Source organism: Pseudomonas sp. N040 (assembly GCF_015637705.1).
In the GTDB taxonomy this organism is placed as follows: Bacteria; Pseudomonadota; Gammaproteobacteria; order Pseudomonadales; family Pseudomonadaceae; genus Aquipseudomonas.
Genome location: NZ_JADOBE010000002.1, coordinates 68,112 through 90,061 on the forward strand (window position 1 = coordinate 68,112; position 21,950 = coordinate 90,061).

Here is a 21,950-nt window from a genome sequence, read left to right on the forward strand (position 1 = left end):
GAGCCGATCCGCTTCGAGCAGCAGATCGCCAGCAAGCTGGCTCCTACATAAAATCGATCTATTTGCAGGCCGAGCCTATAGATGCCCAACCTTTGCAACGCAAAGGTCCAGACATTCCGCCGGGCAAGGATTCACCTTCAGCCTTTTGCCAAGCCACGAACCTCATCACGAAATAGCCGCGGCGAGATACCTGCCCAGCGCTTGAACGCGTGGGTAAAATTCCCCGGCTCGGTATAGCCCAGCAGCACTGCGATCTCCTGCAGCGGCAAACTGGTTTCACTCAAATACTGCCTGGCCAGACTAAAGCGCACCTCGTCGAGTATCTCCTTGTAGCTGGTGTTTTCCTCCGTCAGATGCCGCCGCAGGCTGCGCTCGGACATGCCGATCTGTTCGGCAATCACGCTGACTTCCGCAAAGCGACCCGGATGACTCAACAGCAACTGGCGGACCTGCTGCACCAGCGGATTTTGTCGAGTCATACGTGCCAACAGCAGCTGGCATTGCTGACGCAATTGTTCAGAGGCAACCGCATCATGGTGCGGCAGGGGCTGATCGAGAAATCCGGCATTGAATTGCAGACTCGACGGCATGCCGCCAAACGCCACCGGGCAGCCGAAGAAATCCCGATACACCGCTTCACGTCGATGTCCGTCGTGGGGCAATGTCACCCGCTCAAGCGGCAAGCGCTGGCCGAGCATCTCGCCCAGGTCGACCCACACCGCCGCACAGTCGCGGTCGTGCAGCAGATTGCGCACATCCGCCTCGATCTGCAGCCGGTCACTCAGGGTCAGCAGCACACTGCCCTGCCTGACGCTGTAAGCCAACTCGAACCAGCTGAAACTCAGCGCCACAAAATGCGCTGCCATGTTCACCGCATGGCCCAGGGTAGCGGCGCTGAGCAGTGCATAGCCGAAGATGCCGTAGCGCTGGGGCACGAAGGCGGCACCAAGGCGCAGGCCGATTGCCGCATCGCCGGTCAACTCCAGCAAGTTGCGATAGAAACGCACCTCCTGCTGCAGGGTTACTGAGCGGGCAGGCTCATTCAGTTGTTGCACCTGCAGGCCGGTGCCCTTGAGACAAGCCTCGGCGGCATACCCTTCGCCCTGCATCATTTTCAGCGGAGGCAGCAGGCCGGCCACCGGGTGGGTCATGGCAATGGTCAGGGGCATCTGGACTCCAGCAGCTTCAAGGTTGCTGGTCTACCCTAAGCGCCATGACCGTTAATCACAAGTAGCAGGCCGCCAAGCACATTCTCAAGCCGGGGTCGGCACTCTACAGTCCTGGGTACTTCGTGTCGGGTGCACAACGCAGGGTCGCCGTGGGACGGCCGTAGGGTGGGCTTCAGCCCACCACAAGGTGCGGGCCGCTATCGGTGGGCTGAAGCCCACCCTACGTGCCCTGCGCTCGCCTGGAACAGGTAACTGGGGACATAGCCATTTCGATGCAACTCTGGAGCGAACAGATCACATGAACAACGCCGCCCCCAACCGCCAACCGCCACGGGTAGTCATCATCGGCGCCGGCATGTCCGGCCTGGTCATGGGCATCAAGCTGCGCGAAGCCGGCAACGACAACTTCCGCATCTACGAAAAGGCCGAACGGGTCGGCGGCACCTGGCGCGAGAACAGCTACCCCAACGTCGCCTGCGACGTCCCGGCGCAAAGCTATGGCTACTCCTTCGACCCCAACCCGGAGTGGAATTTCCGCTTTGGTCGCGGCGAAGAGATCCAGCGCTATTTCGAGCGCTGCGAACGCAAGTACGGCCTGACCCCGTTCATCCGCTTCAACACCGGCATCGCCTCGGCACGCTGGGAAGACGGCCGCTGGCAGATCCGCACCTGCTGCGGCGAGCAGGACTGGGCCGACGTGCTGGTTTCCGCCGTCGGCGCGCTGCATGAACCGCGCTATCCGCAGATTCCCGGTGTAGGTTCATTCAAGGGCCCGGCTTTTCACACCGCGCGCTGGGATCACACCGTGGACATCCGCAACCAGCGCGTGGGCATCATCGGCACCGGCTCCACCGCCGCGCAGATTGTCCCCGGCATCGTTGACCGAGCTGGCGAGGTCAAGCTGTTCCAGCGCACCGCACAGTGGGTGCTGGCTGTGCCGGACAAAAAATTCAGCCGCGCGCACAAGGATCGCCACCGTGAACTGCAGTGGCTGGCCAGGTTCAAACACTGGTTCGGCCTGCACCTGTTTCACGCCCTGTTCGGCAGCGCCACCCGTGGCAACCCGCTGACCCTGTGGCTGCTCAATCGCAGCGTGAAGGCCAACCTGCAGACCATCCGCGACCCCGAACTGCGCCGCAAGATGACCCCGGACTACCCGCCCGCCTGCAAGCGCCTGATCATTTCCGAGGACTTCTATCCGGCGATCCAGAAAGACAATGTCGAGATCGTCACCGACGCCATCGACAGCATCGTCCCCGAGGGCGTCAAGCTGGCCAGCGGACGTGTGGTCGAACTGGATGTGCTGGTGTATTCCACCGGCTTCATTCCCTACCACACCTCGGTCGAGGTGGTCGGTGAGAACGGCCTGACGCTGGCCGAGCGCATGCAGGGCAGCCCGATCAGCTATCGCACCATCGGCGTGCCGGGCTTTCCCAACTACTTCTCGCTGTTCGGCCCGTACAGCCCGATCGGCAATAACTCGATCGTGCAGAACTCGGAAATCCAGGTGCGCTACATCATGCAATGCCTGGAGATGATCGCCAGCGGCAAGTTGAAAAGCCTCAATCCCAAGCTGGAAGTGGCGCTGCGCCTGAAGGACGAGATTCGCCAGGGGCTGAAGGGCACGGTGTGGACCAGCGGCTGCCAGAGCTGGTATCTGGACGGCAACGGCGACCCAATCGTCTACCCCTTCGGCATCGCCCACTTCACCCGCGAATTGCGCCGGCCGAAACTGGAAGAGTTCGAGGTCGGCTGAGCCAGGCAGTGCACGGCCACTTGCGGCCATCTGCAGAGGGGTTCGGTGTCAATTATTTTGTGGCGCTCGTCGTGAGTGATTGATTAAAAAAATCACTCCAACCTCTGTCGTTACACAGTGCTCCGGGACAATCCACGCAGCGCCGCCATTGCCTCCTGCGCCTGATCGACAGGAACAAACAGGTGGTCGTGGTGAACGCCGGCAACCACATTGCAACTGATCCCGGCCTGCCCAAGCGCACTGGAAAATGCGGCAGTGAGGCCGATCGCCGCAAGATCCGAATGGACGGTCAGAGTGATCCAGGCCGCGGTGAATGCCACCGGCAAATCCAGCTCAAGCGCAACGTGCTCTGCAACAATGACCGAGAGGCCTTCTGGCTCGCGCACTGACGCCACGATCAGACTTGAATCAAGCATCACGTTGCTCGGCACGGCAACGAATGCATAGCGCCCGGAATTGAGTACCGGCTGCATGTGGGTCAGCAGTTCTTTTAGATCGGTAACAGCCTGCATTTGATTACCTGAGGTAAAGCTGAGGCAAAAGGCTCGGAGTCAATTATTTTGTAGCACTCACCGTGGGTAATTGATTAAAAATAAATCACTCCGACCCCATTAGTTGTTGGGCGGCTTAGCACCCGTAATACGACGCCAGACCGCACGCGCCGACAACACCGGCAATGCCAGAACGGCCAGCCATCCCACCCCCAACACGACTACCTCCAACCAGGAAGGTAGAAGTCCAGCATGCGGACCGGCAAGAACAAGGACAAGAAAGAAGGACAAAGCAGCGACCACGGCCAAGGAAATGACGTAAGAGACTGCAGTGACGATGATCCTCACATACTTCTCCTTCACACAATTACGCAGCCGCCCAACTACAAACAGCCCCCAAACAGGCCAATAACGCTTTCACCGGCTGGATGGATAACACTCCTTGCCCTCTTCGCTATCCCTGTCCAGACCGGGCGGTGCAGCGGGCGGATAACCCAATAAGGGCGTCATGCACCATGGCTGGAAAGCCACGATTGCTCATGCAGATGCGCGAGCAAATTCGCCTCGAACACTACTCGATTCGTACCGAGCGGGTCTATTGCGAATAAGCGCCCCCTCAGGCAGCCACTCCGGCCAGTGCCTGCAAGGCCGGGAGATCCTGCAGGGTGATGCGCGAGTAGGAAATCGACAGCACCGCCATCTTCTCCAGCGCTTTGAGTTCGCGGTTGAGGCTCTGCCGGGTCACGCCGAGCATGGCGGCGAATTCGTCCTGGGAAAGCTTCAGCGCCAGTTCGATGCCAGTCACGGCATCCCGCCCGTGCTGTTCCAGCAACAGCAGCAGCAGGCGCGCCACCCGCGCCCGCAGCGGCAGCAGAGTCTCCGAGGCCATGTTGTCGTAGATCGAGCGCGAGCGCTCACAGAGCACATCCAGACACATCAGTGCGAGGCTTTGGTCAGCCTGCAGGGCTGCCTGAAAAGTTGCGCGCGGCACATGCAACAGGACCGCCTCGGTATGCGCGCGCAGGTTATGGATTGCGCCCTTGCCGTCGAGTATCGGGATCAATCCCATCCACTGGCCAGGCGCGAGGTACCAGACGATGGAGCGGCGGCCGTCGCTGCCTTCCATGCTGACTTCCAGGCTGCCTTCCAGCACAAACAGCAAATTCGCCATGGGCTGGCCGCGCATGGAGAAGGTGCGCCCGGGCGGATGGCGCTGGATGCTGCTAGCCGCGAGCAAGTCGTCAAGGGTTGCGGCGGCAACCCGGTGAGTCAGTTCGGTCTGTTCGAGTAACCGGCGAGCCAGCGGCAGGTAGCTATCCAGCACGATGATTTTCCTTTTTCGTCACATTTGCGACAGAGCTGCCGGGCGCGGCGCTTTATCGTCCGGGGTATTTACTCGGGAGGCCATGCAATGTCCATTCTTCGCCAGACTTCACGCAAGTTCGCTGCGGCACTGCTGCTGTGTTTCTCGGCCAGCGGTGCGTTTCCAGTTAGCGCCGCCGAGAGCTTAGCACCGGCGGCCTCGCCTCCGGCAGCCACGCCGTGGAACGAAGAGTTCGCCTACCTGACCGGCATGCAGGCTTATATCTATGCGTTCCCCGCCATCATGTACGCCAACCTGCGCTACCAGTGGATCGAGAGTGGCCAGGGCCAGGTGCAAATGGGCGTCAACCAGTACTGGCATTCACGCGGTCTGTCCGACCCGAAGCTGCAGTACGGTGGTTCACCCAACCGCGAGACGCCCTACTCGCTGGCCATGCTTGATCTGCGTGAACCCATGGTGCTGAGCGTGCCGGCCAACCCGGACGAGCGTTACTACACCCTACAGCTGATGGATTTCTACTCCGACACCATCGGCTATGTCGGGGTGCGCGCGACTGACAACGTCGCTGGCGATTATCTGGTGACCGGGCCGGGCTGGCAGGGTGAGGTGCCCAAGGGCATCAAGGGCGTCATCCCGTCCTGGACACCCTGGGCCTTCATTGCCGGCCGCACCTACACCGATGGCAGCGCAGCCGATCTGCTGAAAATGCGCGCGTTCCAGGATGGCTACCAGATCACGCCCCTGTCGCACTATGGCCAACCGGCCGCTCAGGTTGCAGTGCGCCACGACGTGCTGGATGTAGCGCCGAAGACCGACCCGCTGGGCGCGTTCAAGACCATGAATGCAGTGCTGCGGGAAAATCCGCCGCCAGCGCGCGACGCCGCCCTGCTGACGCAGTTCGCCCTGGTCGGCCTCGGCCCGCAAGCCAAGGGCAGCATTGATGAGCTCGATCCAGCCATCCAGCGCGGCCTGCAACGGGCGATTGTCGATGGCCAGGCCTTGCTCGGCCGCGTGGCCAAGGCCGGCGGTTCGATCACCGGCGCCACCCGCACGCAGAACGGCTGGTTCTACGGCCCGAGCAACTGGGGGCGGATGGCGGCTGACGGCGACTTCCTCGGCCGCGCCGGTACCCAGGCGTTTTCCGGCATCACCGAACACCTGATCGAAGAGACCGTCAAGCTGCGCACCTTTGTCGACAGCGAGGGTCAGCCGCTGAATGGCGATCACCACTACGTGATCCATTTCAGCAAGGAACAGATTCCGCTGGCCAAATCGTTTTGGTCGGTGACCCTGTACGACCAGAACTTCAACCTGGTGTTCAACGAGGCCGGACGCTACTCCTTCGGCGACAAGGTGCCCGGGCTGATCTACGGCAAGGATGGCTCGCTGGACATTTATATCCAGCCCGAGCAACCCGCCGGTGACAAGGCGGCCAACTGGTTGCCATCGCCCAAAGGCAAGGAGTTCAACCTGTTCCTGCGCGCTTATTTCCCCGGCCCGAGCCTGCTCGACCAGAGCTATGCCGCGCCAGCGGTGCAAAAAGTTGCCAACTGATTCTTACCAGGAGAACGTCATGCATAACCCGCTACTTGATCGTCTGCGCCAGCTGGCACTGGGTGCCAGTCTGAGTCTGCTGGCTGTGGCCACGCAGGCAGCCGATGCGCCGAACATCGTGATGATCATGGTCGACGACGTCGCCCCCATGGACATCTCCGCGATTCACCGGGGTGTCGGCGCGGTCAACACGCCGAACATCGACCGCATCGCCACTGAAGGCCTGATGGTCAGCGACTTCTACGCGCAGCCGTCATGCACCGCCGGGCGTGCGTCCTTCCTCACCGGGCAGTACCCGATCCGCACCGGGCTGACCTCGGTCGGCCAGCCGGGCTCGCCCATCGGCCTGTCGGCCGAGGATGTGACCCTCGCCGAGCTGCTCAAGGCGCGTGGTTACAACACCGCGCTGTTCGGCAAGAGCCATGTCGGCGACCGCAACGAGCACCTGCCGACCGTACACGGCTTCGACGAGTTTTTCGGCATCCTCTACCACTTGAACATGATGGAAATGTTCGAGCAGCCGGAGTTCCCGAAAGACCCGAACTTCGTCGGCCGGCCGCGCAACGTGCTGCACACCGTCGCCAGCGACAAGGATGACGCCACGCTCGACCCGCGCTTCGGCAAGGTCGGCAAGCAGACCATCGAGGACCAGGGCACCCTCGGCGCCAAGCGCCAGGAAACCTTCGACGACGAAGTGCTGGCCCAGACCACTGCCTGGCTCAAGCGCGCCAAGCAGGCTGAGCAGCCGTTCTTCCTCTGGTTCGCACCAGTCGCCATGCACCAGCAGATCCATGTGCCGCCGGCCTTCCAGGGCAAGAGCGGGCACGGTCTGTACGCCGACGGCCTGCTGCACATGGACGATGTGATTGGCAAGCTGCTCAATGAGCTGGATGCGCTGGACCTGGCCGACAACACCATCGTCATCTTCACCTCGGACAACGGTGTGAATCTGGCCCATTGGCCAAGTGCCGGCAGTGCCTCCTTCCGTGGCGAGAAAGGCACCACCTGGGACGGCGGCTTCCGTGTGCCGCTGTTCGTGCGCTGGCCGGGCAAGATCGCGCCGAATACCTGGACTGGCGAATTCATGACCATGGAGGACTGGCTGCCGACGCTGATGGCCGCCGCAGGTGAACCGCAGATCAAGCAGCAGTTGCTGGCCGGCACCAAGGTCGGCGCACGCGACTACAAGGTGCATCTGGATGGCTACGACCAGACCGCCATGCTCACCGGTCAGGGCAAGAGTGCGCGCCGCGAGTTCTTCTTCTATGGCGAGAACAACCTCAACGCCGTGCGCGTTGACCAGTGGAAGCTGCACCTGGCGCTGAAGAACAGCTGGCTGGGCCAGCGCGAAGTGCTGGACGGCGGCCTGCTGGTCGACATCGAGCTCGACCCCTTCGAGCGCAGCCCGGAGACCGGCGGCCACCTGCTGTGGATGAAGGAGAAGAGCTACATCATGCCGCTACTGATGCCGCAGCTGATGAAGTTCCAGAAGAGCCTGCAGGAGTTCCCGCCACGCCAGGCCGGTGCCGGTATCGGCGCACAGACCTTGGGCGGCGCGAAAAAAGCCAACTGACGTAGAGTGGGTAACCGCGACGCGTTACCCGCCACGGTGGAAAAGCCGCAGTGCGGCGTTTTCCACCCTACTGGGACTGCACCACAATCCGAATGAACAGGACAAGACGATGACTGCTCCGACAAAATCCTGGCCGCGCAACCTGAGGCGCGCCGCCCTGCTACTGCTGGCCGCCCTGCTGATTGCCGTGCTTGCCAGCCCCAGCCTGCGCAACAAGGCCGGCTGCCTGTTGTTTATCAATGGCGTCAGCTCGGCCTCCTGCGTGGTGCCGATGCCCTACCGGCTGCCGGACGAGTTTGCCGAAGCCGAAGCCTTTGCCCTGGGTTACCAGGCCTATGTGGTCGGCGCTGTGTATGCCCGCTCGCAGATCCTGATGGAAAAGGACACCAACCCGGATGCGCCGCTGAATGCTCCGCTGAACGCCTTCAATGTCTACCCGGGGCTGGCCACGCCAGCGGCGGCGATCGACTTCACGCCGAACAACGACACCGTCTACGGTCTGGCCTGGCTGGACCTGAGCCAGGGCCCGGTGCTGATGACCATCCCCGAGACGCCGACGCGCTACTGGACCGTGCAGGCCACCGACTGGGCGCTGAATACCTTTGCCTATGTTGGCAAGCGCGTGCACTCCGCGCCCGGCACCTATGCCTATGTGGCGCCGGGTTGGCAGGGCGAGTTGCCGGCGGGCGTGACGCGGCTGGAGTCACCCACCAACGGCGTGTTCCTGCAGGCGCGCACGGTGGTCAAGCCGGAGGTCGAGGCCGACATTGCGCCGGTGGTGGCGCAGCTGAAGACCTATCGCCTGCAGCCGCTGAATGCGGATGCGCAGTACCCGCTGATTGCCCCCGGCACCCCGGTGCCCAATCCGAAGCTGAACAACCCGCTGTGGCAGTCACTGGAGTTCTACAGCCTGCTCAACCGCGCCTGGAGCTTCGGTGGCGTACGCGCGCAGGACCAGGAAGTGGTCGGCCAGTTCGCCAAGCTGGGCATCGGCCCGGGCCTCACCTTCGACCCCGCCGCGCTCACCGAGGCCCAGCGCAAGGGTCTGCAACGGGCGGTCGAGACGGCCTACCAGCGGGTCATGCTGCACGGCCAGGAAAATGGCGAGGTACGCAATGGCTGGCGCTTCGCGACGAACCTGGGCGCCTATGGCAACAAACACTTGCTGGCCTCGGCCATCGGCCTGATGGGGTATGGGGCCAACCGGGCGGAAGAGGCACTCTACCTGCCGGCCTTCCTCGATCACGAGAATCAGCCGCTGGTGAGCGAGCGCAACTACCGCATCCACTTCAGCGCCGACAACCTGCCGCCGGTGAACGAGTTCTGGTCGATCACGCTGTACAGCCGCCCGGAAAACCAGCTCAAGGCCAATCCGCTCAACCGCTATGCCTTTGGTGACCGCACCCCCGGACTCAAACGCAATGCGGATGGCTCGATCGATATCCATGTGCAACAGAACAAGCCGGAGGGCGACGCGGCTGCCAACTGGTTACCCAGCGGCGAATCCGGGCCGATCTGGTTGATCCTGCGCATGTATGGGCCGCAGGAAGCGGCCCTGTCCGGGAAGTTCGTGCCGCCGCCAGTGGAGCGTGTCCGGGACTGAGCGGCGCAGCCCTGCTCAGCCCTGCAGGCGCTGGATCAGGCGCGCCTGCAGTTGCGCCAGCTCGGCCGGATCGGCCTTGTGCGCCGCGTGGATGCCCAGGCCCTGACCGGCATAGCGCGGCACGATGTGCATGTGCAGATGGAACACCGTCTGCCCGGCCGGCGCGCCGTTGAACTGCGCCACCTGCACCCCGTCCGGCTGCAGTTCGTCGACCAGCACGCGGGTCAGGCGCTGCACCACCGCCATCAGCTTGCCGAGGGACTCGGCGTCGACATCGAGGATGTTGCGCGCCTGTACCCGCTTGGGAATCACCAGGGTGTGGCCAGGGGCTTGCGGAAACAGGTCGAGGAAGGCCAGCACCTCGTCGTCTTCGTAGAGTTTGTAGCAAGGGGCCTCGCCGCGAATGATCAGGGCGAAGATGTTCTGCGGGTCGTAAGTGCCATGCAGGCTCATGGGGGCTCCGGGTGCGGTTGATCAAAGGCAGCACCATACCCCTGCGGCGCGCCGGGGAAAACCCGCCTTGCAACACGTCATGGCCCCTGGCCCAAACCACCCTGCCTGAACCAGTACAGCGCCTTGATGTGCAGGAGCGGCGCCCTCGCCGCGATGCGGCTGTTAAAGCCGAGGGGGTGACTCATGCACTACGTCACGGGTACAGGGACTTGCTCAACCACCGGTCAGCCTTCGGTGCGCTGCCGCTGGCGCCACTGCAGCGGCGACTCGCCGGTCCAGGCTTTGAAATTGCGGCTGAACACCGCCACCTCGGCATACCCCAGGTTCAATGCCAGCTCGGTGATGCTCAGGCGGCTGTGTCGCAGGTGCTGCTGGGCAATCTCCAGCCGGGTGTCGCGCAACAAACCGGCAAAACTGCTGCCGACGGCCTGCAAGCGTTTCTGCAAAACCCGCGGATGCAGACTCAACGCCGCAGCGACGCTACCGACAGTGCATTCGCCATGCGGCAACAGATTGCTGATCAGGTGACAGACCTGCGCCTGCAGGTTGTTGGGATAACGCGATTCAAGGAACTGGATGCGCTGCTCCAGATGGTCAGTCACCAGTGCTTCCAGTTTGCGCGGGCTGCGTGCCAGCCAGCTGGCCGGGAAGCTCACACCATCCAGATGGCTGTCGAACAGCAGTTGCCCGGCGGGCACATCCCAGTGCCAGTTGCCTTGGCTCGGGCGGGATTGGCGCAGGTGGAATTTCAGTTGCTGGCCGGCGTTTTCCAGCATCACCCGCATGCCGTTGAACAGCTGGCAGACGCTCAGCTGCTTGAGCTGCAGCAGACCGCTGGCATTGCTGAAATCGAAGCTCAGGCTGACCTCGGCGAGTTCGCCGCGCACCAACTGGTGCACATGCACGCCGCGTGAATGCAGGTGTGCGTGCTGGTCGTAATAGCTCAGTGCGGCGCTCAGCGTCGGTTGGTGGCTGACCGGAAGGGCCAGTTCGCCGACCACCATCAGGTTCTGCCCAGCGGCCAGGCGCAGACCGAAGAGTGGCTCATCACACAGCACGGCACTGCTGTCGAGCAGACTGGCCAGCTTGCTATACGACACATAGGTGTTGGGCTGGTGCAATTGCGCCGGGCTGAAACCGGCCTTGCGCAGCAGCTGCGGCGGGTTCTGCCCCAGCTGGCTGACCAGCTTTTCATAACCCTCGATGGAGCCGGTGCGAACCAGAAACATGCCTGCCCTGCCGGTGGATGGCCGAATGTTCGTGAAGTATCAAAAAACATTCGCGATAAATCAATTTATCCGTACTGCCGGGGCGTAGATTGATTGCCCTTGGCCTGCATCCAGGCCAGCCACCCCGATGATCTGGAGAACACCAATGAGCGAAGCCAAGAACCCCGTATTCGAAATGCTGGCCGCCGCCATGCAGGCCAATGGCGTGGTGTCGCGCCAGCACACCCGCGAGGCGATTCTGCTTCACGACGAGGATCTGCCGTGGGTATCGCTGCCCGATGGTTCACAACTGCAACTGCTGCAGGTCGACCTGAACCAGAACCTGTGGGTGGTGCGCAACCGTCTGAAGCCGGGTTTCTGCATCGACACCCACTACCACACCGGCCCGGTGTTCGCGGTGACCCAGTCCGGCGAGTGGTTCTACAAGGAGTACCCGGACAAGATCAACAAGGCCGGCTCCTACCTCTACGAGCCGGCGCATTCGGTGCACACCCTGACCGTGGCCGAAGACGCCAAGGAAGACGCGGTGGTCTGGTTCGCCATCTTCGGCAGCAACGTCAACATCAATGAGAAAGGCGATGTCATCAGTGTGCTGGATGCCAAGACCATCCTGATGGTGTATCGCGCCCTGTGCATGGCCGAAGGCAAGACCTGCGACAAGGTCATCGTGTTCGGCGAATAACCCATGAGCACACTGACTTCCGCTTTCGTCACCGGTGCCGGCGGCTTTATCGGCCGCCATCTGGTGCGCCAGTTGCTGGCCGAACAGGTCGCCGTGGTGGCGCTGATGCTGCCCGGCGAACCGGTGCCGGCCGAATGGGGCACACGGGTGCGCTGCGTCACCGGCGATGTGCGCACGCTCGCCGCGCTGGGCGAACAGATCGGCCGGGTGGATGCGCTGTTTCATCTGGCAGCGGTGGTCAGCGACTGGGGCGCGCAGCAGACGCATGTCGACATCACCGTGCATGGCACCGAACAGGCGATCGAGCTGGCGCTGGGCTGGGACGCGCATTTCGTCGTCACCACCAGCGTCTGCGCGTTTGCCAGCGCGCTGGCCAGGGGCCGGCTGGACGAAGACAGTCCGCTTGGCGTGCCGTCCTCGCCCTACGAGTTCTGCAAGCAGGAACAGGAGCGCGTGACCCGCGAAGGGGTGGCGCGCGGGCTCAAGGCGACCATCGTGCGCCCGGCGAATGTCTATGGAGTCGGCAGCGTCTGGGTCAATTCATTCCTGCCGATGCTGCGTGAAGACAAACCCTGCCTGCTGGGCAGCGGCGACTGGGATGCCGGGCTGGTGCATGTGAACAACCTGGTGTCGCTGCTGATCGCCGCCGCACGCTCAGACCACACCCGCGGCGAGGTGTTCATCGCTGCCGATGGCTTCGGCATCCACTGGAACACCTACCTCAATTGCCTGGCTCGCGTCGCCGCTACGCCACCCCCGCGAAGCCTGCCCAACTGGCTGGCGCGGGTGCTGGCGCCGACGCTGGAGTGGCTGGGACATCTGACCGGGCGCAAGGAGCGGCCGCTGGTTACCCGGCAGTCCTATCGGCTGACCGGTGGCCCCAATGAATTCTGCACAGACAAGGCGCGACGCCTGCTCGGCTATCAGCCGCGGGTCGGCTTTGAACAGGCCATGCAGGAACTGGCGGAGCACTTCGCCGCCCGTCGCTGAGCCGCCGCAGCGCGCCCTTTTCTACTGAATTCGGAGTCATCTATGAGCAACTGGAAAAAGGCTGCGCCACGGGTCGCGTTTGTCTCGGGCGGCGGTAGCGGCATCGGCTTGCACATGGTCAGGGCGCTGCTTGCCGAAGGCAGCAGCGTGGCGATCTTCGACCTGAAGGTGGCGGCCGAATTGCTCACTGAGTTGCAGGGTCTGCAGGTCAGACCCGGGCAACGTGTCGCGGCCTGTCTGGTCGATATCACCGATCCGTTGGCCGTCGAGGCGGCGATCGATAAGGCTGCCGCCGAACTGGGCGCGCCCGATCTAGCCTTCAACTCGGCCGGCATTCTGCGCACGGCAGTGTTCACCGAACTGCCCTACGAGACCTTCGAACTGGTGGTGCGCATCAACCTGCTGGGCAGCCGCAACTTTGCCGCTGGCGTGCTCCGGCATATGCAGGCTGGCGGCCATCTGGTGCTGGTGGCATCACTGTCCGGCATTGTCGGCAGCTATACGCAGGCGGCCTACGCCGCGTCCAAGTTCGGCGTGGTCGGTCTGGCCGATGTCCTGCGCACGGAACTGAAACTGCGCGGCATCGATGTGTCCGTGGTGTGTCCGGGCGAAATCAGTACGCCGCTATTAGCCTATGAGCGCGAACATGGCAGCCCGATCACCGAGGCAATGAATGCCTTCGCCGGCGTGCTTTCGGTGGATGAGGCGGTGGCGGGCATTTTGCGCGGCGTGCAGCGCCGCCAGTTCATGATCACCCCCGGCTGCAGGGCCAAGCTGACGCGCTTTCTGGCGCGCAAGACCACCGGCTTGTTCCACTGGATCGTCGACCGCAAGCTGGCCAGGGCGTACGCCCGGGCACAGGCCGGAGGCTGACTGGCAGCAACGCAACAGCGCATATCCGCCGCCGCTCAGGCACCCTTGCAGTTACCTGCATCGTCCCCATCTATTCCCTATCGAATGGAGGGCTTTCCATGAACAGCATTCGCCACGCGGCCGTTGCCGGCCTGTTTTACCCCGCCGACCCGGCGCAACTGGCCCGGGAGGTACGCCAGTTGCTGGCTGCTGCCGCCGCCCCCGCCAGCCCGGCGAGGGTGCCGAAGGCGCTGATCGTCCCGCATGCCGGCTATGTCTATTCCGGGCCGATTGCCGCACAGGCCTATGCGCGCCTGCAGCCGCTGGCCGGACGGATCAAACGTGTGGTGCTGCTGGGCCCGGTGCACCGGGTGCCGGTGCGCGGCCTGGCCCTGCCCGCCTGTACGACCTTTGCCACCCCGCTCGGCAGCGTGCCGCTGGACAGCGCCGGCATCGCCGCCATCGCCGACCTGCCACAGGTTTGCCGCAGCGCCGCGGCGCATGCCCAGGAGCATTCGCTGGAAGTGCAGCTGCCGTTCCTGCAGGAGGTACTCGGCGAGTTCCAGCTGGTGCCACTGGCGGTAGGCGATGCCAGCGCGGCCGAGGTGGCCGAGGTGCTGGAACGCCTGTGGGGTGGCGCGGAGACGCTGGTGGTCATCAGCTCGGACCTCTCGCACTACCTGAGCCATGCCCAGGCCCAGCGCAGCGACAGCGCCACGGTGCAGCAGATCCTCGCCGGCCGGGCCGGCCTCGACCACCAGCAGGCTTGCGGCGCGACCCCGGTCAACGGCCTGCTGGCGTTTGCCGCCCGCCACCCGCTGCGCGCCGAGCTGCTCGACCTGCGCAATTCCGGCGACACCGCCGGCGACAAGGCCCGCGTGGTCGGTTACGGCGCCATCGCCTTCCATGAGGCCAGCGCGCCGGCCCGGCTGGATGACACGCAAGGCGCCGCGCTGCTGCAGGTCGCCCGCGCGGCGATCAGCCAGCACCTGGGCGCGCCGGCGCAGGCCGCCGGTGAACAGGCCTGGATGCAGCAACCCGGGGCCAGCTTCGTCACCCTGACCCAGCGCGGTGAGCTGCGCGGCTGCATCGGCAGCCTGCAGGCGCACCGCGCGCTGGTCGAGGATGTGCGCGGCAACGCGGTGGCCGCCGCCAGCCGCGACCCGCGCTTTGCGCCACTGAGCCGCGCCGAGCTGGCGCAGACGCGCATCGAGGTGTCGCTGCTGTCGCCCAGTGAACCAATGCACTTCGACAACGAACAGCACGCGCTGGCGCAACTTCGCCCCGGTATCGATGGTCTATTGCTGGAGTACCGCCACGCCCGCGGCACCTTTCTGCCGCAGGTCTGGGACAGCCTGCCGCGGCCGGCGGAGTTCCTCGCGCAGCTCAAGCGCAAGGCCGGCCTGCCCGCCGACTTCTGGCATGCCGAGCTGCGCCTGGCGCGCTACACGGTGAGCAAGTGGCAGGAGCAGCAACATGTCTGACCTCGCGCAGAACCATCCGGGCCGCTGGTGGCACCCGTTGCCCGACGGGCGCATCCAGTGCGACCTGTGCCCGCGCGACTGCAAGCTGCATGACGGCCAGCGCGGCGCCTGCTATGTGCGCCAGCGCGAAGGTGCGCAGATGGTGCTGACCACTTACGGGCGCTCATCCGGCTTCTGCATCGACCCGATCGAGAAGAAGCCGCTCAACCACTTCTACCCCGGTTCTGCGGTGCTGTCCTTCGGTACGGCCGGCTGCAACCTGGCCTGCAAGTTCTGCCAGAACTGGGACATCAGCAAGTCGCGCGACATGGACCGCCTGATGGATCAGGCCAGCCCGCAGCAGATCGCCCGGGCTGCCAGGGACGCCGGCTGCACCAGCGCGGCCTTCACCTACAACGACCCGGTGATCTTCGCCGAGTACGCCATCGACACCGCCCGTGCCTGCCAGGAACTGGGCATCCGCACCGTGGCGGTGACTTCCGGCTATATCCACGCCGAACCGGCGCGCGAGTTCTTCGCCGTGATGGATGCGGCGAATGTCGACCTCAAGGCCTTCACCGACGAGTTCTACTACAAGCTCACCGGCGCGCACCTGCAGCCAGTGCTCGACACCCTGGTCTACCTGCACCACGAAACCAAGGTCTGGACCGAGATCACCACCCTGCTGATTCCCGGCTACAACGATTCGAGCGCCGAGATCGAGGCGCTGTGCCAGTGGGTCTACCGCGAACTGGGGCCGGACGTGCCGCTGCATTTCAGCGCCTTCCACCCCGACTACAAGATGCCCGACGTGCCGCCCACGCCGCCGGCCACCCTCAGCCGCGCGCGGCAGATCGGCCGTGACCAGGGCCTGCATTACGTCTACACCGGCAACGTGCATGACACCGAGGGCGACACCACCTTCTGCCCCGGCTGCAACGCAGCGCTGATCGTGCGCGACTGGTACCGGATACTCGACTATCAGCTGACCGCCAGCGGCCACTGCCCGCACTGCCAGACCGCGATTGCCGGGCGTTTCGCCGCCAGCGCCGGGCACTTCGGCGCGCGCCGGATACCAGTGCGCCTGAACCCGGTCAGCTGAACCGCGCACCCGGTACAATCGGTGGTTATGTCGCAGTTATAGATTGGTTCATCTGTAGGGTGGGTCAGGCCAACGACCGTAACCCATCAAGCGGTCGCAAGGCCGGCCACTCAGCTGGCCAGTGCCTTGCGCACGATGCCGTCGCTGACGCGGCGCAGCAACCCGGGGAACCAGCCGGCAAGCCGGTAGGTCAGGCGTGCCCGTGCGCCCGGAATGACCATGTAGCGGCGCTCCAGCAGCTGCTCGAGGATTTCGCGCACGGCCGGTTCCACCTGCAGCGTGCCGGCAAATTCCTTCAGCTTGGCGGTGGCCTTCGGCGACATGCGGCGCTCCTCCTCCACCATCGGCGTTTCGACCTCGGGCGGACACACGCAGGAGACGCAGATGCCCTTCGGTGCGCACTCCAGGCGCAGCGCCCCGGCCAGCCCGACCACGGCGAATTTCGAGGCGTTGTACGGGCTGTAGCCGTAGGTGCCGACGATGCCTGCCAGCGAGGCGATCAGCGCCAGCTGCGCTCCCTCCTGCAGGTACGGCAGTACGCCTGCGGCAAAGTTGCGCGAGCCCATCACGTTGATTTCCATCACGCGGCGGAACTGCTCTTCGCTGATATTCTCGAATTCGCCGACGTGCTGCACGCCAGCCGAATTCAGTGCCAGGTCGATGCGGCCCAGCGCCGCGAACGCCTCGGCCGCCGCCCTGGTCACCGCCTCGCCCTGGCGCATATCCACCTGATAGCGCCACACGCGGCCTTCCAGGTTGCCGCCGGCAGCCTTGGTCAACCGGGCCAGGGCGGCCTCGCCATAGGCGAGATCGAGCAGGGCCACCTTGCCCCCGGCGCTCAGGCACTCTTCGGCCATGCGCAAGCCAAGGCCGCTGCCGCCGCCCGAAATTACTGCTGTTTTCCACATGGCTGCCATCTGTTTCACCTGTCTCTAGCTTGGTTCGTGAGGTTTGGCACGGCGCGCACGGGGCGCGCTGCCAGGAATTTCCAGTTACTGAGTGCTGCTGTTCAGACAAACGCCATCATGATTTTCATCAGGATGCGATCGAACCAGTTGGCCGGGCGAAAGCCCATCACGCCGTCGAGCCAGGGCTTGACCATCAGCAGTTCGACGTTGAAGCCCTGTGGGTCATTGAGGTAGGTCACCAGCACCTGACCTGCGGAGCTGACCAGTTCGGTATTGGGCCTGAAGCCGGCAGCCACCATGCGCTGGTAGAGCCCGCGGAGTTCGCCGGCATCGCGCGAACCGAAGGCCACGTTGAGCAGGCCGTGATCGCTGATGCGGTAACCCGCCGGCCAGGGCGCCGGGGCCGGGTTCTGGTACTCGCTGATTTCCAGCCAGCAGGTGCCGGCATCCAGCAGCACGCTGCGCTTCTCGCCGGGCGGCTCATCCCACAGCACGCCCTTGTCGGCCGGGGCCGAGTCGAGCAGCGGGCAGCCGATGGCGTGCTGGAACGATTGCACGGCGACGCCCAGGTTCGGCACGGACAGCGCCACGCCGACCAGTCGCGCACCGACGCCGGCGCCGATCGGCCGGCTGGCCCTGCCGACTTCGATCAGCACGCCGTTGGGGTCGGTCATCACGAAATAGTCTTTGCCCGCGACCTGCCGGATCGGGCCAAGTCCCTGGACGCCGCGTGCCACACAGCTGGCATGGAAGCCCGGCAGGTCGGCGACTTCCACCGCCAGGCGGCTGTAGCCGATATCCCAGGGCTGGCGATTGGCTGCATAGGCACGCGGCACCGGCGTGCTGAACTGGAACAGCTCCAGCTGGAAGAACTCGCGGTCATCCATCAGCCAGGCGACATCCGAGGTGGCACCGGGCATGCCCTGCACCTGCTCCGTCACCTTGCCGGTGAAATGCGTGCCACCGACATGGGCAAGCTTGAACAGCGCGGCGTAAAAGGTCTTGGAGGCCTCGCGGTCAACGACGCTCAGGGCGATCTGGTTCATGCGCGGTTTCAAGGGCGTGCTCCTCTGGGATTGCGGGGCTGAATGGAGTGGTGCTGTGGGCGTCATGGATGGAATCAACTGTGCGGGCTGCTTACTGGATCTCGCCGGTCTCACGCAGCCAGGCTGCGGAGCGTTGCAAGCCTTCCGCCAGCCCGACTTGCGGCTGGTAGCCCAGCAGCCTCTGCGCCTTGGCAATCGAGTAGCCACCCTTGCGCGCCAGCATGTACATGGCGTCGGGACCGGTTTCGTCCTGCCGCCCGAGCAGCCGGTTAACCTTCTCGATGGCGCTGGTCAACGCCACGGCCACCGGCGTGGAAACGCAACGCGGCGAGCCGCTGCGGCCCGCCCAGTGCCAGTGGTTGCTGAAGAATTCCTTGCAGCTGACCGTATGACCGCCGCTGATATGGAAGATGTTGCCGCTGCCGGCATCCAGACCGGCGGCGAGCATGGTGCCGTCGAGCAGGTCGTCGATGTACACCGGGCTGAACAGCCCCTCGCCGTTGGCCGGCAGCGTCATCATGCCCTTGCGGCACATCTCCAGCGGCACGTTCAGCCAGGCCCGCGAACCCGGTCCGTAGACATCGCCGGGGCGGACGATGGTGCAGGCAATTTCACCGGCCGCATGGGCCGCCAGCACCGCATGCTCGCTGGCACCCTTGGCCACGCCGTAGCGGTACTGCTCGCCGATGATGACCGGCTGCTTTTCGTCGGCATCGCCGGTGGACTCCCAGCCCAGCACCGCAACGGTGGAATAGTGCAGAAAGCGCTTGGCGCCACCGGCAATCGCCACGTCCAGAGCGTTGCGTACGCCCTGGATGGTGACGTCGCGGTACAGCTGCCACGGAGCATTGGTCGAAACGATCGCCGCGGTGTTGATGAACAGTTCGCAGCCCTTGGCATGTTTGGCCCAGGACTTGGGGTCGGTCAGGTTGCCAGCGACTATGCCGTTCTGCTTGTCGGCACGCAGATCCATGCCGCGCACCTCGGCACCCAGCGCGCGGTAGCGCTCGCCCAGGGCGCGGCCGATAAAGCCGCTGGCACCGGTGATGAAGACCGATTGCGGTGCGCTGATCGGCAGCTTGCCTTGCTCGGTTGACGCTTTGCTACGGGCCATGATGAGTTCCTGATCTGTGTCTGCGGGCAGGTTTCGATGGCATGCATAATGAGGTCAAACGCCGGACAATTCTTTTTCCTGCGAGTCAATTTTTTTAGAATCAAAGACAGAATCAGGCGCCGTTCCGCCACCACCGGGACCATGCTCAGGCGGCGTTCCTGCGGGCCTCCGCGCGATCGAGCGCGGCCCTGACCCTGGCCACAGGCTCTTCGCCGCCATACAAGCGGATCAGGCCATGTTCGATCAGTTGCGCGACAGTGAGGCTGCGGCTGATCCAGGCCTGCAGGGCCGCCGGCTCGGTCACCATCACCACATCGTCCGGCTCGGGGCCGCTGACGTGCATCTGCAGGCCGAGGCGCTCGCCCTGCGGCGACAGGCGCGACCACATGACTGCCGGGGTGAAGACGATGGCCAGCGTCGGCAGTTCCGGCGCACCGGTCAGGTGCCGGCGCAGCTGGTACAGCGTGCGCATGGCTTGCAGGCGCGCGTCCTGCCCCGCGCGCATGGCCGCCTCCGGACCGGTTGCCGGCGGGTTGGCCTGCGGCGGCAGCAGCCCGTTCTGGCGTGCCTGCCAGACGGCCGTGCCGACGTACAAGGCATTCGGGTAGGTAAAGTTGAGTGAACCCAGCGCGACACTCGCCGGGTCCTCGTAACCGCAGGCGAGCAGCGGCCCCGGCAGCTGCGTGCCGGTGCAGAGCACGACCAGGGCGACTGCCCGCAGGCCTGCCCGAGTCAGTGTTCGCCGCGGATAATCAGCCATTGCCCGGGGTGTACCAGACCGGCGAGGTATAGGCGCGGTCCTGCAGGCTGGTGGGGGCTTCCTTGGGTGGTGTGGTACCGAACACCTTGGCGTCGTGGACCGTCCAGGTCGGGGTCGGGATTTCCAGCACGCGCACGTAGTAGAAGGCCTTCTGGTCGGCCTTGAACGCCGGGTCCTGCCAGTAGGCTTCGAGTACCGGCGCGCCGATGCTGTTGCTGTAAGTGGCGTTTTTCACGTCGACGGTGTTGCCCACCGCCGGCAGCTTGCCGTCCTTGCCCGGTTGGCGCGTGCCGGACCAGGCCACGTCATAGACCTTTTCCTGGGTCTGGCCCTTGCCATCCAGCCAGCCCTTGACCACCTGGATGCGATCGAGGTTGGCCCCGTCGGCCGAGCGTGACGCCTTGATCAGCAGGCTGGGGGCTTTGCCAGTGCCCTGCCCGTTCAGGTCACCGCCCATCGGCACGCCTTTGGCGTAGCCGTTGGCGACCCAGTCGTCACGGGTCAGGTCAGCCGGGCTGAAATCACCGGCAAACACGCGCACTTGCAGACGGGTACCGGTGGTGGCGTAGACCTCCTTGCGCGCCAGTGCGTCCCAGATTGCTTCCCGAGTGTTTTCCCGCGCCCACACCGCGGCTATGCCCGAAGCCAGCGATTGCCAGGCGTACTGGCGAATATCCTTGCCCTCCGGGTTCGGCGAGCGGCCGGCAATCACTTCATTGAAGCGGTAGGCCACGTTGGTCGAAGGCTCCAGCAGGGAGACCTTGCCGAAGAAGTTGTCTTCTTCGCTGGTGGACAGCGAAGTGTGCGCATCGGTGGAACCGATCATGCCGAACTTGAACGGGTTGGCGCCCAGCTTGGCCTCGTAGGCCAGGCCGCGCTTGAGCGCTTCGCGGGCATACTCACGCGGCAGCATCTCTGCGGTCTTGGCCTGTGGGCCGAAGCTGCCCTTGTCCCAGGTACCGAAATCGGCAAACTCGTCGCTCGGCGAGAGCGCTGGATGGGATTCGCCATCGCCCTTGATCTGCGTGACCTCATAGATCGGCTCCCAGCGCATGCGCCGCAGGGCGTAGTCCTTGTCCAGCGGCTTCTTGTCGGACAGGGTGACGTCGTCGAACATCAGGCCATTGGACAGGTTGCCGTTGTGCGCAATCGCCAGCAGCTTGCCGCCGGTTTTCTTCTCGTAATCGGCCATCCACTCCCAGAGTTTTTCCGGGTCTTCGGTGTCATAGGCGGAGAGCGGCACGATCTGGTCGGCCTTGGCCTTGTCGTCGCGGAAGATCACATTGCGGTGCAGGTTGTTGCCACCCGGCATCGAGGTCCACTCGTAGCCGATCAGTGCGGTGAAGCGCCCCGGCTGGTTGTACTTTTCCGCCGCGGCGGTCAGGCGCTGCCAGTAGGTCTGCTGCAACGGGCTGCCCTTGAGCGGGTCCTGGCGCACGTAAATGGCCTTCATCCAGGTCATGTAGGCTTCCGGAGCGGCACCCGACATCACCAGGTCATAGAGCTGCTTGCCCCACGGATTGCTCAACAGGTCGGCATTCTTTTCCATGATCGCCGGGGCCAGGCCAAGGTTTTCCGAGTGATCCGCGACCACCAGAAAATCCAGCGGCCGCGCCAGCCTGGCTTTCATGCCCATGCTCGCGGTGACTTCTTCGCCCAGGGCAAACCGGTAGGCCTGCTCCGGGCCGAGTCGGTTGCCGGCCATGCCGGCGTCGGTCGAATAACTGCTGTGCAGGTGGGTGTCACCAAACAGCACCTGGTTGGGGAAAGTCTGGCCGACATTGGGCGAGTATTCGGCAGTCAGCGTGGCGCCGGAGCTGGTGGCCAGCGCCAGGGCAACCGACAGCGTGATGGGATTGAGCTTCATGGACAATTCTCCTG

At 64.3% G+C, this 21,950-nt stretch carries 19 protein-coding genes; 9 read left to right on the forward strand and 10 right to left on the reverse strand.

The genetic code is table 11. The annotated features are described in order from the left end of the window. Nucleotides 1-137: 137 nt before the first annotated feature. Nucleotides 138-1,169: an AraC family transcriptional regulator gene (locus ISX93_RS03190; RefSeq protein ID WP_195777265.1), complete on the reverse strand. Its 1,032-nt coding sequence runs from the start codon at nt 1,167-1,169 to the stop codon at nt 138-140. 298 nt (nt 1,170-1,467) lie between these two features. Between ISX93_RS03190 and ISX93_RS03195 the strand changes: the two genes are divergently transcribed. Next, nucleotides 1,468-2,925: a flavin-containing monooxygenase gene (locus tag ISX93_RS03195; protein WP_195777266.1), complete on the forward strand. Its 1,458-nt coding sequence runs from the start codon at nt 1,468-1,470 to the stop codon at nt 2,923-2,925. Nucleotides 2,926-3,035: 110 nt separating this feature from the next. Here ISX93_RS03195 and ISX93_RS03200 read toward each other — a convergent pair whose 3' ends face one another. Next, the gene (locus ISX93_RS03200; RefSeq protein ID WP_195777267.1) at nt 3,036-3,437 is read right to left on the reverse strand and encodes an ACT domain-containing protein; all 402 of its coding nucleotides are present in this window, start codon (nt 3,435-3,437) and stop codon (nt 3,036-3,038) included. A gap of 595 nt (nt 3,438-4,032) precedes the next feature. Further along, entirely contained in the window at nt 4,033-4,740 is a 708-nt protein-coding gene (locus ISX93_RS03205; RefSeq protein ID WP_195777268.1) for a Crp/Fnr family transcriptional regulator, read from the reverse strand. Between the two features lie 87 nt (nt 4,741-4,827). Here ISX93_RS03205 and ISX93_RS03210 point away from each other — a divergent pair, with 87 nt between their 5' ends. The 3 genes from ISX93_RS03210 to ISX93_RS03220 all read left to right on the forward strand — a co-directional run bounded on the left by ISX93_RS03210 (nt 4,828) and on the right by ISX93_RS03220 (nt 9,470). Beyond that, the gene (locus tag ISX93_RS03210) at nt 4,828-6,294 is read left to right on the forward strand and encodes a DUF1254 domain-containing protein (RefSeq protein ID WP_195777269.1); all 1,467 of its coding nucleotides are present in this window, start codon (nt 4,828-4,830) and stop codon (nt 6,292-6,294) included. Nucleotides 6,295-6,313: 19 nt separating this feature from the next. Then, nucleotides 6,314-7,867, forward strand: coding sequence for an arylsulfatase (locus ISX93_RS03215; protein WP_195777270.1), 1,554 nt, complete (start codon nt 6,314-6,316; stop codon nt 7,865-7,867). A 109-nt stretch (nt 7,868-7,976) separates the two neighbouring features. After that, entirely contained in the window at nt 7,977-9,470 is a 1,494-nt protein-coding gene (locus ISX93_RS03220; protein WP_195777271.1) for a DUF1254 domain-containing protein, read from the forward strand. A 15-nt stretch (nt 9,471-9,485) separates the two neighbouring features. Here ISX93_RS03220 and ISX93_RS03225 read toward each other — a convergent pair whose 3' ends face one another. Next, complete coding sequence (locus ISX93_RS03225; protein WP_195777272.1) at nt 9,486-9,923, reverse strand: HIT family protein; 438 nt, start codon at nt 9,921-9,923, stop codon at nt 9,486-9,488. A gap of 224 nt (nt 9,924-10,147) precedes the next feature. Next, the gene (locus tag ISX93_RS03230) at nt 10,148-11,152 is read right to left on the reverse strand and encodes a helix-turn-helix transcriptional regulator (RefSeq protein WP_195777273.1); all 1,005 of its coding nucleotides are present in this window, start codon (nt 11,150-11,152) and stop codon (nt 10,148-10,150) included. Between the two features lie 145 nt (nt 11,153-11,297). On the opposite strand from ISX93_RS03230, the gene ISX93_RS03235 reads away from it, so the two are divergent. The 5 genes from ISX93_RS03235 (at nt 11,298) to amrS (ending at nt 16,241) form a co-directional block, all read left to right on the forward strand. After that, nucleotides 11,298-11,834, forward strand: a complete 537-nt coding sequence (locus ISX93_RS03235) for a 2,4'-dihydroxyacetophenone dioxygenase family protein (protein WP_195777274.1) — start codon at nt 11,298-11,300, stop codon at nt 11,832-11,834. A gap of 3 nt (nt 11,835-11,837) precedes the next feature. Beyond that, nucleotides 11,838-12,824, forward strand: a complete 987-nt coding sequence (locus ISX93_RS03240; RefSeq protein ID WP_195777275.1) for an NAD-dependent epimerase/dehydratase family protein — start codon at nt 11,838-11,840, stop codon at nt 12,822-12,824. A 42-nt stretch (nt 12,825-12,866) separates the two neighbouring features. Further along, nucleotides 12,867-13,697: an SDR family NAD(P)-dependent oxidoreductase gene (locus ISX93_RS03245; protein ID WP_195777276.1), complete on the forward strand. Its 831-nt coding sequence runs from the start codon at nt 12,867-12,869 to the stop codon at nt 13,695-13,697. A gap of 98 nt (nt 13,698-13,795) precedes the next feature. Continuing rightward, nucleotides 13,796-15,160, forward strand: coding sequence for an AmmeMemoRadiSam system protein B (amrB, locus tag ISX93_RS03250; protein ID WP_195777277.1), 1,365 nt, complete (start codon nt 13,796-13,798; stop codon nt 15,158-15,160). After that, complete coding sequence (gene amrS, locus ISX93_RS03255) at nt 15,153-16,241, forward strand: AmmeMemoRadiSam system radical SAM enzyme (protein WP_195777278.1); 1,089 nt, start codon at nt 15,153-15,155, stop codon at nt 16,239-16,241. The genes amrB and amrS overlap by 8 nt, the downstream gene beginning before the upstream one ends. Nucleotides 16,242-16,351: 110 nt before the next feature. Here amrS and ISX93_RS03260 read toward each other — a convergent pair whose 3' ends face one another. From ISX93_RS03260 to ISX93_RS03280, 5 genes are all read right to left on the reverse strand, one after another. After that, nucleotides 16,352-17,158 carry an SDR family NAD(P)-dependent oxidoreductase gene (locus ISX93_RS03260; RefSeq protein WP_195777279.1) on the reverse strand — a complete coding sequence of 269 codons (807 nt, stop codon included), beginning with the start codon at nt 17,156-17,158 and terminating at the stop codon, nt 16,352-16,354. Between the two features lie 92 nt (nt 17,159-17,250). After that, entirely contained in the window at nt 17,251-18,207 is a 957-nt protein-coding gene (locus ISX93_RS03265; RefSeq protein WP_195777280.1) for a VOC family protein, read from the reverse strand. Nucleotides 18,208-18,286: 79 nt separating this feature from the next. Next, entirely contained in the window at nt 18,287-19,309 is a 1,023-nt protein-coding gene (locus tag ISX93_RS03270; protein ID WP_195777281.1) for an NAD-dependent epimerase/dehydratase family protein, read from the reverse strand. 145 nt (nt 19,310-19,454) lie between these two features. After that, on the reverse strand, nt 19,455-20,069 hold the full coding sequence (locus ISX93_RS03275; RefSeq protein WP_195777282.1) for a hypothetical protein: 615 nt from the start codon (nt 20,067-20,069) through the stop codon (nt 19,455-19,457). Beyond that, nucleotides 20,062-21,936, reverse strand: coding sequence for a DUF3604 domain-containing protein (locus ISX93_RS03280; RefSeq protein ID WP_195777283.1), 1,875 nt, complete (start codon nt 21,934-21,936; stop codon nt 20,062-20,064). Before ISX93_RS03280 ends, ISX93_RS03275 begins: the two co-directional genes overlap by 8 nt. Nucleotides 21,937-21,950: the final 14 nt, after the last annotated feature.